Origin of the sequence: Herbaspirillum huttiense, from assembly GCF_047300815.1 — a bacterium.
Lineage (GTDB): Bacteria > Pseudomonadota > Gammaproteobacteria > Burkholderiales > Burkholderiaceae_D > Herbaspirillum > Herbaspirillum huttiense_A.
Map to the genome: position 1 here is coordinate 3,590,828 of NZ_CP178608.1, position 18,465 is coordinate 3,609,292.

At 62.3% G+C, this 18,465-nt stretch carries 15 protein-coding genes; 3 read left to right on the top strand and 12 right to left on the bottom strand.

Features of this window, described 5'->3' with window-relative positions; genetic code table 11:
* Positions 1 to 120: 120 nt before the first annotated feature.
* The 3 genes from ACLRDN_RS16485 to ACLRDN_RS16495 are packed head-to-tail and all read right to left on the bottom strand — an operon-like array spanning position 121 to position 3,230.
* Positions 121 to 1,239: a hypothetical protein gene (locus ACLRDN_RS16485; RefSeq protein ID WP_413457162.1), complete on the bottom strand. Its 1,119-nt coding sequence runs from the start codon at positions 1,237 to 1,239 to the stop codon at positions 121 to 123.
* A 2-nt stretch (positions 1,240 to 1,241) separates the two neighbouring features.
* Positions 1,242 to 2,534, bottom strand: coding sequence for a hypothetical protein (locus tag ACLRDN_RS16490; RefSeq protein WP_413457163.1), 1,293 nt, complete (start codon positions 2,532 to 2,534; stop codon positions 1,242 to 1,244).
* A 9-nt stretch (positions 2,535 to 2,543) separates the two neighbouring features.
* Entirely contained in the window at positions 2,544 to 3,230 is a 687-nt protein-coding gene (locus tag ACLRDN_RS16495; RefSeq protein WP_413457164.1) for a hypothetical protein, read from the bottom strand.
* 223 nt (positions 3,231 to 3,453) lie between these two features.
* Here ACLRDN_RS16495 and xth point away from each other — a divergent pair, with 223 nt between their 5' ends.
* Entirely contained in the window at positions 3,454 to 4,221 is a 768-nt protein-coding gene (xth, locus tag ACLRDN_RS16500) for an exodeoxyribonuclease III (protein WP_413457165.1), read from the top strand.
* An 81-nt stretch (positions 4,222 to 4,302) separates the two neighbouring features.
* Here the strand turns inward: xth and ACLRDN_RS16505 are convergent, their stop codons facing one another.
* The 6 genes from ACLRDN_RS16505 to prpB form a co-directional block, all read right to left on the bottom strand.
* Positions 4,303 to 4,590: a hypothetical protein gene (locus ACLRDN_RS16505; RefSeq protein WP_209535683.1), complete on the bottom strand. Its 288-nt coding sequence runs from the start codon at positions 4,588 to 4,590 to the stop codon at positions 4,303 to 4,305.
* Positions 4,590 to 5,093, bottom strand: coding sequence for an arsinothricin resistance N-acetyltransferase ArsN1 family B (locus ACLRDN_RS16510; protein ID WP_413457166.1), 504 nt, complete (start codon positions 5,091 to 5,093; stop codon positions 4,590 to 4,592). Before ACLRDN_RS16510 ends, ACLRDN_RS16505 begins: the two co-directional genes overlap by 1 nt.
* Before the next feature lie 112 nt (positions 5,094 to 5,205).
* Complete coding sequence (locus ACLRDN_RS16515; protein ID WP_413457167.1) at positions 5,206 to 7,092, bottom strand: propionate--CoA ligase; 1,887 nt, start codon at positions 7,090 to 7,092, stop codon at positions 5,206 to 5,208.
* A gap of 321 nt (positions 7,093 to 7,413) precedes the next feature.
* Positions 7,414 to 7,839: a hypothetical protein gene (locus ACLRDN_RS16520; RefSeq protein ID WP_413457168.1), complete on the bottom strand. Its 426-nt coding sequence runs from the start codon at positions 7,837 to 7,839 to the stop codon at positions 7,414 to 7,416.
* A 269-nt stretch (positions 7,840 to 8,108) separates the two neighbouring features.
* Positions 8,109 to 9,263: a 2-methylcitrate synthase gene (prpC, locus tag ACLRDN_RS16525; RefSeq protein WP_145603944.1), complete on the bottom strand. Its 1,155-nt coding sequence runs from the start codon at positions 9,261 to 9,263 to the stop codon at positions 8,109 to 8,111.
* A 73-nt stretch (positions 9,264 to 9,336) separates the two neighbouring features.
* The gene (prpB, locus tag ACLRDN_RS16530) at positions 9,337 to 10,227 is read right to left on the bottom strand and encodes a methylisocitrate lyase (protein WP_413457169.1); all 891 of its coding nucleotides are present in this window, start codon (positions 10,225 to 10,227) and stop codon (positions 9,337 to 9,339) included.
* Between the two features lie 317 nt (positions 10,228 to 10,544).
* On the opposite strand from prpB, the gene prpR reads away from it, so the two are divergent.
* Both prpR and ACLRDN_RS16540 read left to right on the top strand, forming a co-directional pair.
* Positions 10,545 to 12,218: a propionate catabolism operon regulatory protein PrpR gene (gene prpR / locus ACLRDN_RS16535; RefSeq protein ID WP_413457170.1), complete on the top strand. Its 1,674-nt coding sequence runs from the start codon at positions 10,545 to 10,547 to the stop codon at positions 12,216 to 12,218.
* A 242-nt stretch (positions 12,219 to 12,460) separates the two neighbouring features.
* Complete coding sequence (locus ACLRDN_RS16540; RefSeq protein WP_413457171.1) at positions 12,461 to 13,744, top strand: MFS transporter; 1,284 nt, start codon at positions 12,461 to 12,463, stop codon at positions 13,742 to 13,744.
* Positions 13,745 to 13,922: 178 nt separating this feature from the next.
* Here the strand turns inward: ACLRDN_RS16540 and ntrC are convergent, their stop codons facing one another.
* From ntrC to glnA, 3 genes are all read right to left on the bottom strand, one after another.
* Positions 13,923 to 15,422: a nitrogen regulation protein NR(I) gene (gene ntrC, locus ACLRDN_RS16545; RefSeq protein ID WP_413457172.1), complete on the bottom strand. Its 1,500-nt coding sequence runs from the start codon at positions 15,420 to 15,422 to the stop codon at positions 13,923 to 13,925.
* Positions 15,423 to 15,559: 137 nt separating this feature from the next.
* On the bottom strand, positions 15,560 to 16,633 hold the full coding sequence (gene glnL, locus ACLRDN_RS16550) for a nitrogen regulation protein NR(II) (RefSeq protein ID WP_034331333.1): 1,074 nt from the start codon (positions 16,631 to 16,633) through the stop codon (positions 15,560 to 15,562).
* Between the two features lie 196 nt (positions 16,634 to 16,829).
* The gene (glnA, locus tag ACLRDN_RS16555; RefSeq protein WP_329800269.1) at positions 16,830 to 18,245 is read right to left on the bottom strand and encodes a type I glutamate--ammonia ligase; all 1,416 of its coding nucleotides are present in this window, start codon (positions 18,243 to 18,245) and stop codon (positions 16,830 to 16,832) included.
* Positions 18,246 to 18,465: the final 220 nt, after the last annotated feature.

The following is an 18,465-nucleotide window of genomic DNA, read 5'->3' on the forward strand; positions in this document are numbered from 1 at the left end:
TGAGGTTGCGGCAAGGGGAACCCCTGAAAAGAGGTTCCCCTTGCCGCTTCTGCATGCGCACAGCGCTCATGCGACAGTCGGGCCTTGTTCTGACTTGGCCTCGGGCGCGCTTTGGATGGATCACTGCCAGGGAGCCGGGGCCACGTTGACCGAATCGCAGAAGATCCACCAGATCATGTTATTGGCTGCGTTGTTTCCCATCAGGGAGGCGGCGATACAAAGATAGGATCGATCAGACGCGCTCAAGGCACAGATCGAACCATTGCCATTGGAAATGGCCAGATCGCTGAGCCTGGCGGGAGCGCGCAGACTGTTCGCAGCCAGACCGGCATCGGCATTGAGGGAACTGATGTAGTCGAAGTTTCCGCTACCACGGTCATTGAAGCTCACGATGACTCTGGATGCATCGCCGGCGCAGCGGATCAGCTTCGGCGTGACTTTCGCGCCAGCGGAGGCGCCGATGGTATTGGCATAGCCGCTCCAGGACGACCCCCAGTTGGTTGACCTGGTCATTCGCAAAGGCGCGCCCGTGTCCGTACGGTAAACGCCAATGACTGTGCCTGCGGTGTCCATGTTCAAATAGGATCCTTCGGAGGCGATATTGGTGCTGACCTGGGAAAAGCTGCTCAGTGTGCCGTCATACGTGGTGTTGACCAAGGCCTTGTAGATGCCCGGAGACGTCCCCGCTCCCCCGTAGACCACGCTGGAGGCCCCATCGTTATTGGTCAGCACCGAGGATGGAATGACGTAGTTGCTGAAACTGCAGACCACGGCCGGGGCAAACGCCTTGCCCTGCAAGCCGTCGGTGGACACCATGACGCAATTGCGGGCGCTGGCCGTACTGGTCGGATTGCTGCGCAGGCGCTCGTGCGTGAACAGCCAGATACTGCCGTTGATGGACCAGGCGAGCAACTCATAGACGCAGTAGTTCGCATCCGTGTAGACAACCGTCCGGTCCGCATTGAAATCGCGTTTGCCGGTATCGAAGGTACGAACCACCACTTCCCCGAACCCGGCCAGATGTTGGTAACCATCTGAACCGGTGCGGCAATAGACATTGATCGTTGCAGAGGAAACCGGAACAGGCTTGTACGAAAGCTCGTAGACCGGATTCAACGGGCGCACGCCTGTCGGCCCTCCCTTGATCACGGAGATGGACGTACCGGTGGGATAGGTACGGGCGGCATAGCTTTTGGCATCGAGCCCTGCCTTCACTGCGGCATGAATTGGACCGATCATGATCACGCCCCGTATTCAGCGGTAAATTCGGCGGTGTGGCAGATCAGATAGTCCCCGGTCGCCGCTGTCGCCAGCGTGAGGTTGACGGCCAGGACCTGGTCGGCGGCAGTATCGATAGTGCTCCAGTTGGGAGGGCTGCTCAGGGAGTTGTAAGTGGCCGCACGGGAAATCTGCGCATTCTGCACACCGGTGTTCTGGGTGGTGTGGGCAGCCTCGGACATGACGTTCGACGATGACAGCGTAAAGGTCGTGATCTGCCCGCCTCCCATCGATAAGGTGGCCACTTTTGAGGCAGCCGAATTGTTCGACTGAAACAGCGCATAGGCGCGCAGACGGCCGTTCCTGCCCAGCGATCCGCCTGGCAAGACAGCGTTCTGCGCCTGGATGACGGTGTTCGTCTGCACATTGACCGTACCGGCTGTGGTGGTGAACGCGATGGGCGTAGCGGGAATGGACGGGATGCCGGAGCTATAGGTGTTGTTGTAGACCGTACCGGCGCTGACACCTGAAAAGGTCGTGTAATACCAGCCTGCAGGCACGTTGGCCCCGATCGCGTTGGCGGGGAAGTAGCAATAGGCGGCCGGAAAAGCGTAAGGCAATGCCAGCGCCGTGCTCAATGCGCCATTGGCCGAAAACGTCCAGGACGAGAAGACAATGAAGGCAATCCCCGAGAGCAATACGGTCACGGGACCTGCCGGCGTGGGGTTCTGGAATGCAAACACCCCCGGTGCCGTCGACACGACGGTCACAAACGTGTTCCCTCCCGCGGTCGCGCCGAGGTTGGCGAAACTCACGCCTCCTGTCCCGGCAACGAACGAAATCTTGCCGCTGCCGGCCTGAACCACGGTACAAGAAAATCCCGCAGAAAGACCACCAGGCAGGGTCAGCGAAATATTGGCATTGCCTGCATAAACCAGTGTGGCGCCATGGTCAGACCCCGTGAGCATGCGCGATCCGGTCAACGTGCCACTGCGCGCCAGCAGTTGGGTCAGCGCCTCCAGGGCAGCAGCGGTAATGCGAATGTCACACTTGCTACCCGTCGGCCAGGCATTCTGGATGGGCGAGCAAGTCATGACACCCGTGGCGGTGTTGACTGCCGTCACCGTCACCAGCTCCCATGAAGTCTCGGCGGCTGATGCCCCTGGCTGGGTCAATGTGAAGACCAGATAGTCTCCGTTGGAGAGTACCGGGAGCAAGGCGGATTGGGCGGCCGAAATGGTGATGGAGCTTGCTCCTGCGGCGGCAGGAGCGGTAAGCAAGCCGCAAAAATTGTTGACGAAGCGTTGCTGGTTCACGATTTTTCCTTAGATCGAAGAGTTCACTGCGAAACCATTTACGACCCTGCTGAACATGTCAGCAGCCAAAGGGATCACGACCTGGGACGAGAGCGACTGCCCTCCGAGCCCCGCTGAATTGAAGGCGGCGACCTTTACAAAGATGGGAATCCCGTTCACGAGGGAGGAACAGGAAATCGGACTGCTGGCGCCGTCTTGCGTGGCCAGCAGGCTGTTGTCGGCGGCCGCATAGACAAAGAGCCGGTAGCCGGTAATGGCCGTACCACCGTTATCGCCGGGCGCGGCAAATACGCATGAGATCGAACCATCGCCCGCAGACACCGAAACAATGGCTGGCTCTGCGGGTACCGACGCAGGGACCGAACCAGCCTTGGCAGCAAAGGCCAGGCCGATGGCGCGGCAGCCAATGATGGCGCCCCTGTCAGAGCTGCGTTGCGTATAAGTGGAGGCGGTCTGCCCCGCAATATCGGAGGTGACGCCATCAATGGTGGAGGTCCATTGCAAGCCTGCTGAAGAGTAGCCAGGGAGAAATGATGCAGTCAGTACATTACCGGCACCCAGCACACCCGTGATCGAAAGCGGGGCAGTGGCCAACCTGAGCGCAGCTGCCAATTCACGAAATTGTCTTTCATCAATCATTGCTGCACCCATACAAAGTATTGGTAACGTGAATATTTTTACATGCTTATTTATCATCGTCCATTACTGATGAGCTTGATGTTTGCCTGCAACGGCATACATCTGCGAAGTTCTTTGCGCGCCAGAAACAAAGGCACCGGTAGTGCTATAGTGCGGGCCATCCGACTTTTCCAGGCTCGCTGGAATGGCCCGTGCAGATGTGCTGTCAAGCGTGACGGCCGGGCTCACCGCAAGGCTGGAATTGAATGCAACAGACCGTACAAAGATTGAATACATCCCCATGAAAATCGCCACCTGGAACGTCAACTCCCTCAAGGTCCGCCTGCCGCAAGTGCTGAAATGGCTGGAAGAAAACCCGGTCGACGTGCTCTGCCTGCAGGAAACCAAACTGACCGACGACAAGTTCCCTGCGGCCGAGATCGCCGCCGCCGGTTACCTCGTCGAGTTCTCGGGCCAGAAGACCTACAACGGCGTGGCCATCCTCTCGCGCCACCCGATGACCGACGTGGTCAAGAACAATCCGCTCTTCCCCGACGAACAGCAGCGCATCATCGCCGCCACCATCGAAGGCGTGCGCTATGTCTGTGCCTACATTCCCAACGGCCAGTCGCTGGAATCCGAAAAGTATCCCTACAAGCTCAGCTGGCTGGCCGCCCTGCACGAATGGCTGGCCCGGGAAAAGGCGAAGAACCCGCGCCTGGCCCTGCTGGGCGACTACAACATCGCTCCCGAAGACCGCGACGTGCACGACCCGGTGGCCTGGCAAGGCCAGGTGCTGGTCTCCGAACCGGAACGTGAAGCCTTCCGCAAGCTGCAGGCCCTGGGCCTGACGGATTCCTATCGCCTCTTCGACCAACCGGAAAAAATGTACAGCTGGTGGGATTACCGCCAGATGGGCTTCCGCCTCAATCGCGGCCTGCGCATCGACCATATCCTGCTGTCCGAAGAGCTGGTGCCGCGCTGCACCGCCTGCGTCATCGACAAGGTCCCCCGCAAGTGGGAACAACCCTCGGACCACGCACCGGTGATCGCTACCCTGGCGGACTGAGGCGTACATCCCGCCAGCCATAAAAAAAACGGCAAATGATTTATATCATTTGCCGTTTTTCATTGAAGCGAGCAAGCGGGATTATTCAACACCACCTTCAGGTGGCGTTTGTTCTTTCTTGTTGCGCATGTTCTTCTCGAACTGCACATCCAGCTTGCTCACCCGCTTGGCCTTCTGCGGTCCGTGGGCATTGACGAAGCGCACGAAGTCATCCAGTTCCATGGCCTCGTTGAGCTTCTCCAGCGGCTGCCCGGCCACGCGCCGGGTCAGGATGAAACGTTCGTCCGAGGTGCGCAGCATGGAATACTCGCGCGATTCGGTGCGTTCGTTCAAGCGCTCGATGGCGCTGGCGGCTCGGGTCGATCTCATCATTGGGCCTCTTGCAGTTTGAGTTGCCAGTATCCCACGTCGATCCAGCGTCCCATCTTGTAGCCCACTTCCGTAAAGACGCCGCAGTACACGAAGCCCACGCTCTCATGCAGCGCCACGCTGGCCGGATTGGGCTGGGCGATGCCGCCGATGACCAGATGCACGCCCAGGGGCTTCAACTGCGCAATGAGCTCGCGATAAAGCTGCTTGCCGATGCCGCGTCCACCGGCATCGTGGCGCAGGTAGACCGAGCTCTCCACCGAGTGCCGGTAAGCCGCGCGCGGCTTCCACTTGCTGGCATAGGCATAGCCCAGCACCTCGCCCTGCTCTTCAAAGACCAGCCAGGGGAAATCGGCCTGCACGTCAGCGATGCGCGCGGCCATGGTCTCGGCACTGACCGCTTCGGTCTCGAAGCTGATCACGGTGGTCTGCACGTAATGGTTGTAGATGCCGCAGAGGGCGGGAGCATCGGCAGCGGTGGCCGGGCGGATGGAGGGCGACATGGGCAGGACGCAATCGTGGAAACGCGAAAGCCGTCAGTGTAACCAAATTACGCCGGGCACGGCGGCCCTGCTCCGCTGCAGGGCCGCCGTTGCTTCATGAGAGAAGTGCGACTCAGTCCTTGATGACCGCCCGCACCTGCTCCAGCGCTGCCGGATCCTCGATGGTGGGCAGGTCGCCCGGATCGCGTCCTTCGCAGATGGACTGGATGGCCCGGCGCAAGAGCTTGCCCGAACGCGTCTTGGGCAAGCCGCTGACGAAGAACACCCGCGCCGGCCGCCCCACTGCGCCGATCTGCTTGTCCACCACGCCCATGATTTCCGCTTCCAGCGCCCGGCGCCCCTCGGGCGTGGCAATCGCATCGGCCTGCTTGGGAATGGCGAAGGCAATCGCGACTTGCCCCTTGAGCTTGTCTTCCACTCCCACCACGGCCACCTCGGAGACGTTGGGATGGCTGGAGATGCTCTCCTCGATTTCACGCGTGCCCAGGCGGTGGCCGGCCACGTTGATGACGTCATCGGTACGGCCGAGGATGAAGTAGTAACCATCCTGGTCCTTGATACCCCAATCGAAGGTCGAATACACCTCGCGCGGCAGGCTGCGCCAGTAGGTGTTGACGAAGCGCTCATCGTCGCCATAGACCGTCTGCATGCAGCCCGGCGGCAGCGGCCCTTCGATGGCGACCACGCCCTTCTCGCCGGCCGCGCACGGCTCGCCGGTGGCCTCATCGAGAATGGCCAGCCGGTAGCCCGGCATCGGCACGCCGGGGCTGCCCAGGCGCGTAGGCTTGTCGCTGATGCCCTTGGCGACCGAGATGATGGGCCAGCCCGATTCGGTCTGCCAGTAGTTGTCGATGACCGGCACCTTGAGCGCACCCGAGATCCAGCTCGACGTGGTTTCATCCAGCGGCTCGCCCGCCAGATAAAGGGCCTTGAGCGAAGACGTGTCGTAGCGCTCCATGCATTCGGCCGGCTGTTTCTTCAGCACGCGGATGGCTGTCGGTGCCGAGAACATGCGGGTGACCTTGTATTTCTCGACGATGCTCCACCAGATGCCTGCATCGGGCCGGATCGGCAGGCCTTCATAGAGCACCGTCGCCATGCCCGCAATAAGCGGGCCATAGACGATGTAGGAGTGGCCCACCACCCAGCCAATATCCGAGGTGCAGAAGTAGGTCTCGCCCGGCTTGCCGCAGAAGATGTGCTGCATGGACGAGGCCAGCGCCACTGCATAGCCGCCCACGTCGCGCTGCACGCCCTTGGGCTTGCCGGTGGTGCCGGAGGTATAGAGCACGTAGCTGGTTTCATTCGATTCCAGCCAGGCCACCGGGACCGGCTGGTCCAGGTGCTGTTCACGCAAGGGCGCATAGTCGACGTCGCGTTGCGCCGTGCGCGCCATCTCCGCCAGGCCGCGATCGACCAGCAAGACCTTCTGCGGCTTGTGCTGCGCCAGGTTGATCGCTTCGTCGAGCAAACCCTTGTACGGGATCACCTTGCCGCCACGCGAACCGGCATCGGCCGAGACGATCAGGGTGGGCTGCGCATCATCGATGCGCGAAGCCAGGCTGTTGGAGGCAAAGCCGCCGAAGACCACCGAATGCACCGCACCGATGCGGGCGCAGGCCAGCATGGCGAAGACCGCCTCGGCGATCATGGGCATGTAGATCAGCACGCGGTCGCCGCGCCGCACGCCCAGCGACAGCATGGTGGCGGCCATGGCCTGCACTTCGCGATGCAGCTCGGCGAAGTCGTAGACGCGTTCGGTGTTGGTCTCGGTGGAGATGGCGATCAGTGCCGCCTGTTTGCCGCGTTCGCCCAAGTGGCGATCCACCGCATTGAAGCAAAGATTGGTGGTGCCGCCGATGAACCAGCGCGCAAACGGTGCGCGGGAATAATCGAGCGTGCGGGTGAACGGCTTGTCCCAATGAATGCGCTGCGCTTCTTCGGCCCAATAGGCTTCAGGCTGCTCGATGGAACGGCGATAGAAATCCTCGTATTGCATGACGTCTCCTCATGTCTCTCGAATTGAAAACCGCTGTCGGCCTTGCGCAGCGTGGCTTGCAGGCCGATGGTCGCGTGGCTCTGGAGCATGGAAAAAAAACGTCTTTGCCATGCGTGGCCCTCATGCGACGATGAAACCAGTCTTGCACCTGAATCTTACGAGGGGCTGAATCCGTCGCTTGCAGAAGCGATCTTGGATGATGCAAATCAAGCGGGAACGATGCCGACAGCAAGACGCCATCGGCATGACAAGGGAGGAGGAAATGCGGGGTGGAAAGAACGCGCCGACGTCAGGCCTTCACGACGGCGCGGCGCTGCATTGTCAGCGCGTGCGGCAGTCGTTGGCCAGCTGCTGCCCGATCTTGGAATTGAGCAGCATGGACTTCGACGGGATCTGGATCCACACCAGGCCTTCGCCCTTGTTCTCCAGACGCACTGCACCGGTCGAGGTGCTGACCGGGTTCATCATGTAGCTGCTGCCCTTCCACACCAGCGTGACGCCATCGGTCACGCGGCCATCCATGCGGATTTCGACCTTGTTGCCCATCTCGCAGCTGAAGGCACCGGTCTTCAATTGCGTGGCCCAGCTCGGCTGTGTGGCGGCGGGCGACTGCAGCAGCTGCGGCAGCACCGGCTTGGTCTCGGTAACCGGCACGGGCGTGGAAGAACACGCGGACAGGGCAACGGCCAGGGCAAAGGAAGTCAGGGGCAGCGCGCAAAGACGGCGGGAAACGATGGCAGCAATCATCGGATGATCCATGGAGAGTCAGGGGTGGACGCGGGGCGGAAAATATCCGACCGCATCTTAGCAAGTTATTGCATCTGACTCGACCACATGTAACGCTTGTTACAAATCTGCCTGCGCACCTGCGGTACCCGGGGAATGAGGCGGCCGACACGCGCCAGCCGCCGCTTCCTTCTTCTTGCTGCGCCCTCTCCCTCTCTTGCCCCTCGTGCCCGCGCCCTCCTGCCATCGCCTGATGGCACTACGGCGCGGGTGCTGCGTGTTGCCTCGTCTTACTTGCGCTTGCCGATCGGCACGAACTTCAGGTCTTCCGGTCCCACGTAGTTGGCCGAGGGGCGGATGATCTTGTTGTCGATGCGCTGCTCGATGATGTGCGCCGCCCAGCCCGAGGTGCGGGCGATGACGAACAGCGGCGTAAACATCGCCGTCGGCACGCCCATCATGTGGTAGGACACGGCCGAGAACCAGTCCAGGTTGGGGAACATCTTCTTGATGTCCCACATGACCGTTTCCAGGCGTTCGGCGATGTCAAACATCTTGGTCGAGCCGGCTTCCTTGGAGAGCTTGCGCGCCACTTCCTTGATGACCTTGTTGCGCGGGTCGGAGATGGTGTAGACCGGGTGGCCGAAACCGATCACCACTTCCTTGTTCTCGACGCGGCGGCGGATGTCGGCTTCGGCTTCGTCGGGGTTGTCGTAGCGCTTCTGGATCTCGAAGGCCACTTCATTGGCGCCGCCGTGCTTGGGGCCGCGCAGCGCGCCGATGGCACCGGTGATGGCCGAATACATGTCCGAACCGGTGCCGGCGATGACGCGGCCGGTGAAGGTGGAGGCGTTGAATTCGTGTTCCGCGTACAGGATCAGCGAAGTGTGCATGGCCTTCTCCCAGGCTTCGGAGGGCTTCTCGCCGTGCAGCAGGTGCAGGAAGTGGGCGCCGATGGAATCGTCGTCGGTCTCCACTTCGATGCGGTTGCCGTTGTGGCTGTAGTGGTACCAGTACAGCAGCATGGAACCGAGCGACGCCATCAAACGATCGGCGATGTCGCGCGCGCCGGGGGTGTTGTGGTCATCCTTCTCGGGCAAGACGCAACCCAGTGCCGATACGCCGGTGCGCATCACGTCCATCGGATGCGAGGCTGCAGGCAGCCACTCCAGCGCCGCCTTGACGTTGGCCGGCAGGCCGCGCAGGGCCTTGAGCTTGGCCTTGTAGGCGCGCAGCTCGGCGGCCGTGGGCAGCTTGCCGTGCACCAGCAGGTGAGCGATCTCTTCGAACTCGCAGCTGTCGGCCACGTCCAGGATGTCGTAGCCGCGATAGTGCAGGTCATTGCCGGTCTTGCCGACGGTACACAGGGCCGTGTTGCCGGCGGTGACGCCAGAGAGGGCAACGGATTTCTTGGGCTTGAAACCGGGGGCTTGCTGATCGCTCATCGTGTTCTCCTCGTAGTCTGTATTAGGTCAAAACTCATTATCGGAAGGGGGTATTCGGTTTTGCGTTGATGTCTTACTTGTTCTTTTGCTGGGCAAACAGCGCATCCAGACGCTGCTCGTAGCTGTGGTAATCGATGCGGTCATAGAGCTCCATGCGGGTCTGCATGGTATCGACCACGTTCTTCTGGGTACCGTCGCGGCGGATCGCCTGGTAGACGTTTTCGGCCGCCTTGTTCATGGCGCGGAAGGCCGAGAGCGGATAGAGCACCAGGCCGACATCGGCGCCCTTGAGTTCTTCGACCGTAAACAGCGGGGTCGAGCCGAATTCGGTGATGTTGGCCAGGATCGGTACCTTCACCGCATTGGCGAACTGCTTGTACATGGCCAGGTCGGTGATGGCTTCCGGGAAGATCATGTCGGCCCCGGCTTCGACGCAGGCCACGGCGCGCTCGATGGCGGCCTCCAGTCCTTCGACGGCCAGCGCATCGGTACGCGCCATGATGACGAAGTTCTCATCGGTACGGGCATCGACGGCGGCCTTGATGCGGTCCACCATTTCCTGCTTGCTGACGATTTCCTTGTTGGGACGATGGCCGCAGCGCTTGGCGCCGACCTGGTCTTCGATGTGCATGGCGGCCGCCCCGAACTTGATCATGGACTTGACGGTGCGCGCCACGTTGAAGGCCGAGGCACCGAAGCCGGTATCGACGTCCACCAGCAGCGGCAGGTCGCACACGTCGGTGATGCGGCGCACGTCGGTGAGCACGTCATCCAGGTTGGAGATGCCCAGGTCGGGCAGGCCCAGCGAACCCGCAGCCACGCCGCCGCCGGAGAGGTAGATCGCACGGAAGCCGGCACGCTTGGCCAGCAGGGCGTGATTGGCGTTGATCGCGCCGATGACTTGCAAGGGGGATTCTTCCTGGACGGCCTGGCGGAACGCTGCGCCTGCGGAGTGGAGAGCCATGGTGGACACCTTCTCGATGAGGTTGGAATGCTGAAAAGTCGGATGGTCTGGCTGCGGCCGGAGGGGCGAACCGCCCCCGTCCTGCGACACATGCGTTCACCATTGCAACGGCCGTGCCATCGCAGTGCAGCATTCCATCGCGCAAGCGCTGAAGAAAGCTTCATATCGCCTGGAACCAGCGTGGGATAAGGCTTTCGGGCTGCCCTTCGGATGCCACTTTCACGGGTGCCCGCCCCCGCCCCGCTTGATGTGCCGCAACCATGGCCGTTTCATCAGTGTTACAGTAACGTTTCGCTGAAACATCCTGAACGCCCGCCATGAAACGCCCTGCCCCCGCTGACCGTCTGGCCGACAAACCCGTGATCTGGACCGTGTCCGTATCGCGCCTCTCTGAACTCTTCCGCGACATCACGCTGGAATTCGACGGCGTGGCCGACATCGAGCCCATTCATCTGGGCTTCGACGAGGCGGTGCGCGCCATCCGCGAGCGCCTGGCCAGCGAGCGCTGCGATGTGGTGATTTCGGCCGGTTCCAACGGTGCCTATCTGAAGAGCCGGCTGCCGGTGCCGGTGGTGGTGGCGCGCGCCAGCGGCTTCGACGTGATGCAGGCGCTGGCCCGCGCCCGCCAGATCAGCGCGCGCATCGGGCTGGTCACTTATCAGGAGGCGATGCCGGCGCTGACTGAATTCCAGCAGATGTTCGGACTCGACATTGCCCAGCGCACTTATGCCACCGAGGAAGATGCACGCGCCGTGGTGCAGGAACTGAAAGCCGGCGGCGTGCAGGCGGTGGTCGGGGCCGGGCTCATCACCGACCTGGCCGAGGAAGCCGGGATGCACGGCATCTTCCTCTACTCCTCGGCCACGGTGCGGCAGGCCTTTGAAGATGCGCTGGAACTGGCGCGGCTGACGCAACTGGAAAGCACGCGCGGCCCCAGCCTGCCGGTGGCCGACAGCCTGCGCGCGCGGCATCACCTCAAGGACCTGCGGGGCGATTCGGAAGTGATGGAAACGGTGCGCCAGTCGATCACGCTCTTTGCGCGCTCGCCGGCCAACGTATTGATCCAGGGCGAGACCGGCACCGGCAAGGAACTGGCGGCACAAGCCATCCATCGTGCTCATCCGCGCATGCAGGGCAAGAGTCAGGCAGCCCATCCCTTCGTGGCCATCAATTGCGGCGCGCTGGCCGAATCGCTGCTGGAATCCGAACTGTTCGGTTATGAGGAAGGCGCTTTCACCGGCTCCCGCCGAGGTGGACGGGCCGGTGTATTTGAAGCGGCACATCGCGGCACGCTGCTGCTCGATGAAATCGGCGAGATGCCGCTGCCGCTGCAGACGCGATTGCTGCGCGTGCTGGAAGAGCGCGAAGTCGTGCGCGTGGGCGGCACGCGGCCCATTGCGGTCCAGGTGCGCATCATCAGCGCCACCCATTGCGATCTGGAAGCGCGGGTGCGTGAAGGCCGTTTTCGCGCGGACCTGTATTACCGGCTCAGCGTGCTGCGTCTGCAGTTGCCGCCCTTGCGGGCGCGCCGCGAGGATATTGCGGCGCTGGCCGAATGGCATCTCAAGCATGCGCTGGCGGCACTGGATGCGCGTCCGCACGCCAACCTGGGCGCGGAGCTGCTGCGCTGCGCGCCGCTGCTGGCGGCGTATGACTGGCCGGGCAATGTGCGCGAGCTGCGCAACCTGATGGAAAGGCTGGCCCTGTTCCTGGCCGCAGAACCGCTGCAGGCGCTCACCCCCGCGCTGATCCAGCGGGTGGCGCCGGAGCTGGCGGGGATGGCGCAGCCGCTGCTGTCGAACACGGCAGAGGTGGTGGCACCCCATGAGCTGACCATCGCTGACATGGCCCCGGACGATGACGCCATCCAAGCCGCACTGCGCCGCTTCCGTGGCAATCGTGCCGCTGCTGCACGCCATCTCGGGATCAGCCGCACGACCTTGTGGCGCAAGCTCAAGGAAATGGAAGCGCAGCCTGCAGCTCAGCCGTGAGCCTGCACGCACGCGAAACGAGAAAATGATTTCGCAAAATCAGGTGCGCGTCCTGCCTCCTGATAATCCCCCGCACTGCGCCTTGACAGTGCCGCATCGCGCCGCCTATCCTCGCCCGCTGTAACGGCCCCGGCCGTCACAGGGAGCCCACAACCATCCATACACAGCCAGGCAGCCTTCTGCTCCGCCAGGGTCAGAACGGCGTGCTGCTCCTCCATCCACGTATCCATCAGGGAGTCTCCATGACCAGCAACACCGCGGCGCCTGGCGCCGGCACCACGCATCCGCAAGCGCGGCGTGCCATCATCTCGTCCTCCATCGGCAATGCGCTCGAATGGTTCGACATCCTCATCTATGGCGCCTTCGCCGTGGTCATCGCCAAGCAGTTCTTCCCCACGGGCGATGACAGCGTCTCGCTGCTGCTGACCTTCGCCACCTTCGGCGTGTCCTTCTTCATGCGTCCGCTGGGCGCGGTGGTGCTGGGCGCCTACTCCGACCGCGCAGGCCGCAAGGCGGCACTGATGCTGTCCATCATGCTGATGACGGTCGGCACGGCCATGATCGCCTTCATGCCCAGCTACGCCAGCATCGGCCTGCTGGCACCGGCCGGCATCGCGCTGGGCAAGATGATCCAGGGCTTCTCCGCCGGCGGCGAGTTCGGCAGCTCCACCGCCTTCCTGGTGGAACACGCGCCGCATCGCCGTGGCTTCTTCTCCAGCTGGCAGGTGGCCAGCCAGGGCATCAGCCTGCTGCTCGCGGCCATCTTCGGCGCCGTGCTCAACAACATGCTCACGCCCGAGCAACTGGCCTCCTGGGGTTGGCGCGTGCCCTTCATCTTCGGCTTGCTGATCGCACCGGCCGGCATCTACATCCGCCGCCATCTGGATGAAGCGCCCGAGTTCAAGGAATCCAGCGAAAAGACCGATGCACCCCTGCGCGATACCTTCGCCCACCAGAAGATGCGCCTCTTGATCGGTGCCGGCAGCGTCATCATGGCCACCGTCTCGGTGTACCTGTCGCTGTATATCCCGACCTATGCGGTCAAGCAGCTGGGCCTGCCGGCCTGGTCCTCGTTTGCGGCGATGTCGGTGGCCGGCCTGATCATGTTCATCGGCTCGCCGCTGGTGGGCGCGATGTCCGACAAGATCGGCCGCACGCCCTTCATGATCACCAGCAGCGCGCTCTACATCGTGCTGACCTATCCGATGTTCGTGTTCCTGACCAACTCGCCGGGCTTCCTGCAACTGCTGTTGCTGCAGACCGTCATCGGCGTGCTCATGACCATGTATTTCGCCTCCATGCCGGCCCTGCTGGCCGACATCTTCCCGGTGGCCACGCGCGGCACCGGCATGTCGCTGGCCTATAACATCGCCGTGACCATCTTCGGCGGCTTCGCCGGCCTCATCATCACCTGGCTGATCGACTTCACCGGCAACAAGCTGTCGGTGAGCTACTTCGTCATCTTCGGCGCAGTGCTGAGCCTGGTCGCCACGCTGGCCGCACGTTTCGTGCTGCGCCTGCGCTGATGATTCGCTTCTTCGCGTAAATGATATAAATCGTTTACGGAAACACTCAATAAAAATGGCCTGGATCTTGCGATCCAGGCCATTTCCTTTTTTGTGGCCGCCGCCTCTTCCCCTTGCTGATCCTGCCCACGCGGCGGCTCGCGGGCAGGCCTCCCCTGCTTGATGGTTACGCTGGACGTCAATCGTCTTCCGCGCCGCCGATGCCCAGTTCCTGGATCTTGCGGGTGATCGTGTTACGGCCGATGCCCAGGCGCACGGCGGCGTCGTTCTTGCGGCCGTGGGTATGTTTCAGGGCGATCTTGATGAGCGCTGCTTCAAACTGGCGGCCGAGGATGTCCATCACCTCGGGCTGTTCGGAGGCCAGCATCTGCGCGGCCTCCACTTCCAGCAGCGAAATCCAGTTGCCGGGCGCAGCCTCCGCCGGTGCAGCAGCGGACGCCGGATCGGCATACGCCACCGGTGCCGCCACGGCAGCCGCTGATGCAGGTGCAGAAATGGTCTGCGCCGGTTGCGGTGCATGGACGCGCTCTTCCACCAGGTCCTGCGGCAGGTCCTTGATCTCGACCGTCTGGCCCGGGGCCATCACGGTGATCCAGTTGCACAGGTTTTCCAGCTGGCGCACGTTGCCGGGAAACTCCAGCTGCGACAGGAACTGCATGGCCTGCGGCGACAGGCGCTTGGCTTCCACGCCCAGCTGGCGCGCGCTCTGCGCCAGGAAGTAGCGGGCCAGGATGGGAATGTCTTCACTGCGTTCGCGCAAGCTGGGCAGACGCAGACGGATCACGTTGAGGCGGTGGTACAAGTCTTCCCGGAACAAACCTTCACGTACACGCTGCTCCAGGTTCTGGTGGGTGGCCGCAATGACGCGTACGTTGGCCTTCAACGACTGATGGCCGCCCACGCGATAGAAGTGACCGTCGGAGAGCACGCGCAAGAGGCGCGTCTGCAGGTCCAGCGGCATGTCGCCGATTTCATCGAGGAAGAGCGTGCCGCCCTCGGCCTGCTCGAAACGGCCACGGCGCATGGCTTGCGCGCCGGTGAAGGCACCGCGTTCATGGCCGAACAGTTCGGATTCCAGCAGGTCCTTGGGGATGGCTGCGGTGTTGAGCGCCACGAACGGCTGGCTGGCGCGGGGGCTGTGCTTGTGCAGGGCACGCGCCACCAGCTCCTTGCCGGAACCGGATTCGCCGGTGATGAGCACGGTCACGTTGGATTGCGACAGGCGGCCGATGGCGCGGAAGACGTCCTGCATCGCCGGCGCCTGGCCGAGGATTTCGGGGGTCTGGGCGGCGCCCTGCTCGATGTCGGTTTCACGCAGGCTCTCGTCGAGCGCGCGGCGGATCAGTTCGACCGCCTTGTCGACGTCGAAGGGCTTGGCCAGGTATTCGAAGGCGCCGCCCTGGAAGGCCGAGACCGCCGAATCCAGGTCCGAGAAGGCGGTGATGATGATCACCGGGATGCCGGGGTGCTTGGCCTTGATGGTCTGCAGCAGTTCGAGACCGGAGGCACCGGGCATGCGGATGTCGGACACCAGCACTTGCGGCGTGCCGTTCTGCAGGGCTGCCATCGCATCGCGTGCGCTGGAAAAACTCTGCGTGGCGAGATTTTCTCGGGCCAGTGCTTTTTCGAGCACCCAGCGTATCGATTCGTCGTCGTCAACAATCCAGATTGGCTTCATAAATAACTTCTTCCTGCGTTGGTCATGCTGTTAATGCTCCCGCGATCCACGGCGCTTCTGGCGCCCTGTCCGCAGCCCCCTTGGTGGGCCGGATGCCCGGCATCCACTCGGCTTTGGCGCGCCGCCTGCGGCCATGCTCACGGCAGCGGTATAAGTATTCTGAAATCGGTACAACCGGGCCGGCTGTCGCATTCGATGACACCCATGTGCTGATGCACGAAGGTCTGCGCCAGGGTCAGCCCCAGTCCGCTGCCTCCCTCGCGACCCGACACCAGTGGATAGAAAATTCTTTCCTGGATATCGGGAGGAATGCCCGGACCGTTATCGATGATATGCAAGTCTAGTGCCAGCCGGTATCTGACCTTGGATAGCGTCACCTGGCGCGAGACGCGCGTGCGCAGAATCAGCTCGCCATCACCGGCACGGATGCGGTCGGCCAGCGCTTGTGCGGCGTTGTGCACGATGTTCAATACGGCCTGGATCAGTTGCTCCTTGTCGCCCCGGAATTCGGGGATCGACAGGTCATAGTCGCGCTTGATGGTGAGCCCCTGCGGGAATTCGGCCATCACCAGGCTGCGCACGCGTTCGCAGACTTCGTGGATGTTGACGTCGCCCACGATGTGCGGATGGCGGTGCGGGGCCAGCAGGCGATCCACCAGGGTCTGCAGGCGGTCGGCTTCCTTGATGATGACCTGGGTGTATTCGCGCAATTCCTTGAGGTGGCGCTCGGGCAGCTCCAGCTCCAGCAGCTGGGCCGCGCCACGGATGCCGCCCAGCGGATTCTTGATCTCGTGGGCCAGGTTGCGGATCAGTTCCTTGTTGGCCTGGCTCTGGTCGAACATGCGCTCTTCACGGTCCAGCTTGAGTTGCTGGACGTTCTCGCGCAGCTCCAGCAGCACCGGCCAGTCGGTGCTGTCCAGGGGCGTGACGATGGTGTGAACCTGCAGCGGCTCGCGGTTGGCACGCTCCAGCACCAGGTCCAGGCGCTTGTCGGCGAACTGGTGTTCGATGGCCTGATAAAACAGCGCGGTCAGCTCCTTGCCATTGAGGAAGAGCTCCGAGAGCTTCTGCTGCGAGAGCACCTTGAAGGAACTCTCCAGCAGGTTCTCGGCGGCCGCATTGGCGTAGACGATGCCGCCATTGGCATCGAGGATGATCACGGCCGAGGCCAGCAGGTCGAGGCCATCGAGGGAAGGAAGCGGTGTCTTCATGGGAGGATTCTTGATGCCTGGGGTCATGTCGTCTCGTGCCGGTCTGGCGGGCTCTTGCAAAGGCTGGCCGCGGCGGATGGTGTTCTGGATCTTTTTTGACTAGCAATTTTCGGGCGCACTGCCCTGCCACCGGAGGCGCGCCGCGCATAAAAAAAGGGGAAGCAAGCTTCCCCTTTTTCTCCGGATGCGGATTCGATTACAGCGAGTAGTACATGTCGAATTCGATCGGGTGCGTGGTCATGCGGAAGCGTTGGACTTCCTGCATCTTCAGCTCGATGTAGGCATCGATCATGCTGTCGGTGAACACGCCGCCACGGGTCAGGAACTCGCGGTCCTTGTCCAGGTGCTCCAGGGCTTCATCCAGCGAAGCACAGACGGTCGGGATCAGCTTGTCTTCTTCCGGCGGCAGGTGGTACAGGTCCTTGGTAGCAGCTTCGCCCGGGTGGATCTTGTTCTGCACGCCATCCAGACCGGCCATCAGCAGGGCCGAGAAGCACAGGTACGGGTTGGCCAGGGGGTCCGGGAAACGGGTCTCGATGCGGCGGCCCTTCGGGTTGGCCACGTGCGGGATACGGATCGAAGCGGAACGGTTGCGGGCCGAGTAGGCCAGCTTGACCGGAGCTTCGAAGCCGGGGACCAGACGCTTGTACGAGTTGGTGCCGGGGTTGGTGATCGCGTTCAGGGCCTTGGCGTGCTTGATGATGCCGCCGATGTAGTACAGCGCGAACTCGGACAGGCCGGCATAGCCGTCGCCAGCGAACAGGTTCTTGCCATCCTTCCAGACCGACTGGTGCACGTGCATGCCGGAGCCGTTGTCGCCAACCAGGGGCTTGGGCATGAAGGTTGCGGTCTTGCCGTAGGTGTGAGCGACGTTCCAGATCACGTACTTCAGGGTCTGGGTCCAGTCAGCGCGCTCGACCAGGGTCGAGAACTTGGTGCCCAGTTCGTTCTGGCCAGCGCCAGCGACTTCGTGGTGGTGCACTTCGACGGGGATGCCCAGGGATTCCAGGATCAGGGACATTTCCGAACGCATGTCCTGGAAGCTGTCGACCGGGGGAACCGGGAAGTAGCCGCCCTTGACGGTCGGACGGTGGCCGGAGTTGCCGCCTTCGATCTCGGCGCCGGTGCTCCAGGAAGCTTCTTCGGAGTCGATCTTGACGAAGGAACCGGACATGTCGGCACCCCAACGCACGCCGTCGAAGATGAAGAATTCGGGTTCCGGACCGAAGTAGGCGGTGTCGCCCAGGCCGGAGGACTTCAGGTAGGCTTCAGCGCGCTTGGCGATGGAGCGCGGATCGCGGTCGTAGCCCTTGCCGTCGGACGGCTCGATCACGTCACATTGCAGGAAGAGGGTGGTCTCTTCCATGAACGGGTCGATGTTGGCGGTGTTCGGGTCCGGGATCAGCAGCATGTCGGAGGCTTCGATACCCTTCCAGCCGGCGATCGACGAACCGTCGAAGGCGTGACCGGATTCGAACTTGTCGATGTCGAAATGCGAAACCGGCACGGTCACGTGCTGTTCCTTGCCACGGGTGTCAGCGAAACGGAAGTCGACAAACTTGACTTCGTTGTCCTTCACCATCTTCAAAACCTCTGCGGCCGTCCTTGCCATGCGAATCTCCTAAAACGAGGAAGTAGTATAAATTGGGGTGTTGAGCCGTTTTCTGCGACTGGATCTTTGCATTTGATACAACGGTCTTGCGCCGAACTCAGTCGCGGATGATAGCAGATTCCATGCCACCAACCTTTCGGGTGCGCCAATAATGGAAGTTTTTAGGGAGGACGCGCCAGCTGGGGCGCTGCGCGCGGTGCACAGTACGGTCTCGCATGCA

Excerpts from the sequence above, each read along its gene's own strand:
- ACLRDN_RS16505 (WP_209535683.1), bottom strand. The coding sequence starts at position 4,590 with ATGAGATCGACCCGAGCCGCCAGCGCCATCGAGCGCTTGAACGAACGC.
- ACLRDN_RS16495 (WP_413457164.1), bottom strand. The coding sequence starts at position 3,230 with ATGATAAATAAGCATGTAAAAATATTCACGTTACCAATACTTTGTATG.
- xth (WP_413457165.1), top strand. The coding sequence starts at position 3,454 with ATGAAAATCGCCACCTGGAACGTCAACTCCCTCAAGGTCCGCCTGCCG.
- prpR (WP_413457170.1), top strand. The coding sequence starts at position 10,545 with ATGAAACGCCCTGCCCCCGCTGACCGTCTGGCCGACAAACCCGTGATC.
- ACLRDN_RS16510 (WP_413457166.1), bottom strand. The coding sequence starts at position 5,093 with ATGTCGCCCTCCATCCGCCCGGCCACCGCTGCCGATGCTCCCGCCCTC.
- ACLRDN_RS16520 (WP_413457168.1), bottom strand. The coding sequence starts at position 7,839 with ATGATTGCTGCCATCGTTTCCCGCCGTCTTTGCGCGCTGCCCCTGACT.
- ACLRDN_RS16485 (WP_413457162.1), bottom strand. The coding sequence starts at position 1,239 with ATGATCGGTCCAATTCATGCCGCAGTGAAGGCAGGGCTCGATGCCAAA.
- ACLRDN_RS16540 (WP_413457171.1), top strand. The coding sequence starts at position 12,461 with ATGACCAGCAACACCGCGGCGCCTGGCGCCGGCACCACGCATCCGCAA.
- ACLRDN_RS16515 (WP_413457167.1), bottom strand. The coding sequence starts at position 7,092 with ATGCAATACGAGGATTTCTATCGCCGTTCCATCGAGCAGCCTGAAGCC.
- prpC (WP_145603944.1), bottom strand. The coding sequence starts at position 9,263 with ATGAGCGATCAGCAAGCCCCCGGTTTCAAGCCCAAGAAATCCGTTGCC.
- ntrC (WP_413457172.1), bottom strand. The coding sequence starts at position 15,422 with ATGAAGCCAATCTGGATTGTTGACGACGACGAATCGATACGCTGGGTG.
- glnL (WP_034331333.1), bottom strand. The coding sequence starts at position 16,633 with ATGAAGACACCGCTTCCTTCCCTCGATGGCCTCGACCTGCTGGCCTCG.
- glnA (WP_329800269.1), bottom strand. The coding sequence starts at position 18,245 with ATGGCAAGGACGGCCGCAGAGGTTTTGAAGATGGTGAAGGACAACGAA.
- prpB (WP_413457169.1), bottom strand. The coding sequence starts at position 10,227 with ATGGCTCTCCACTCCGCAGGCGCAGCGTTCCGCCAGGCCGTCCAGGAA.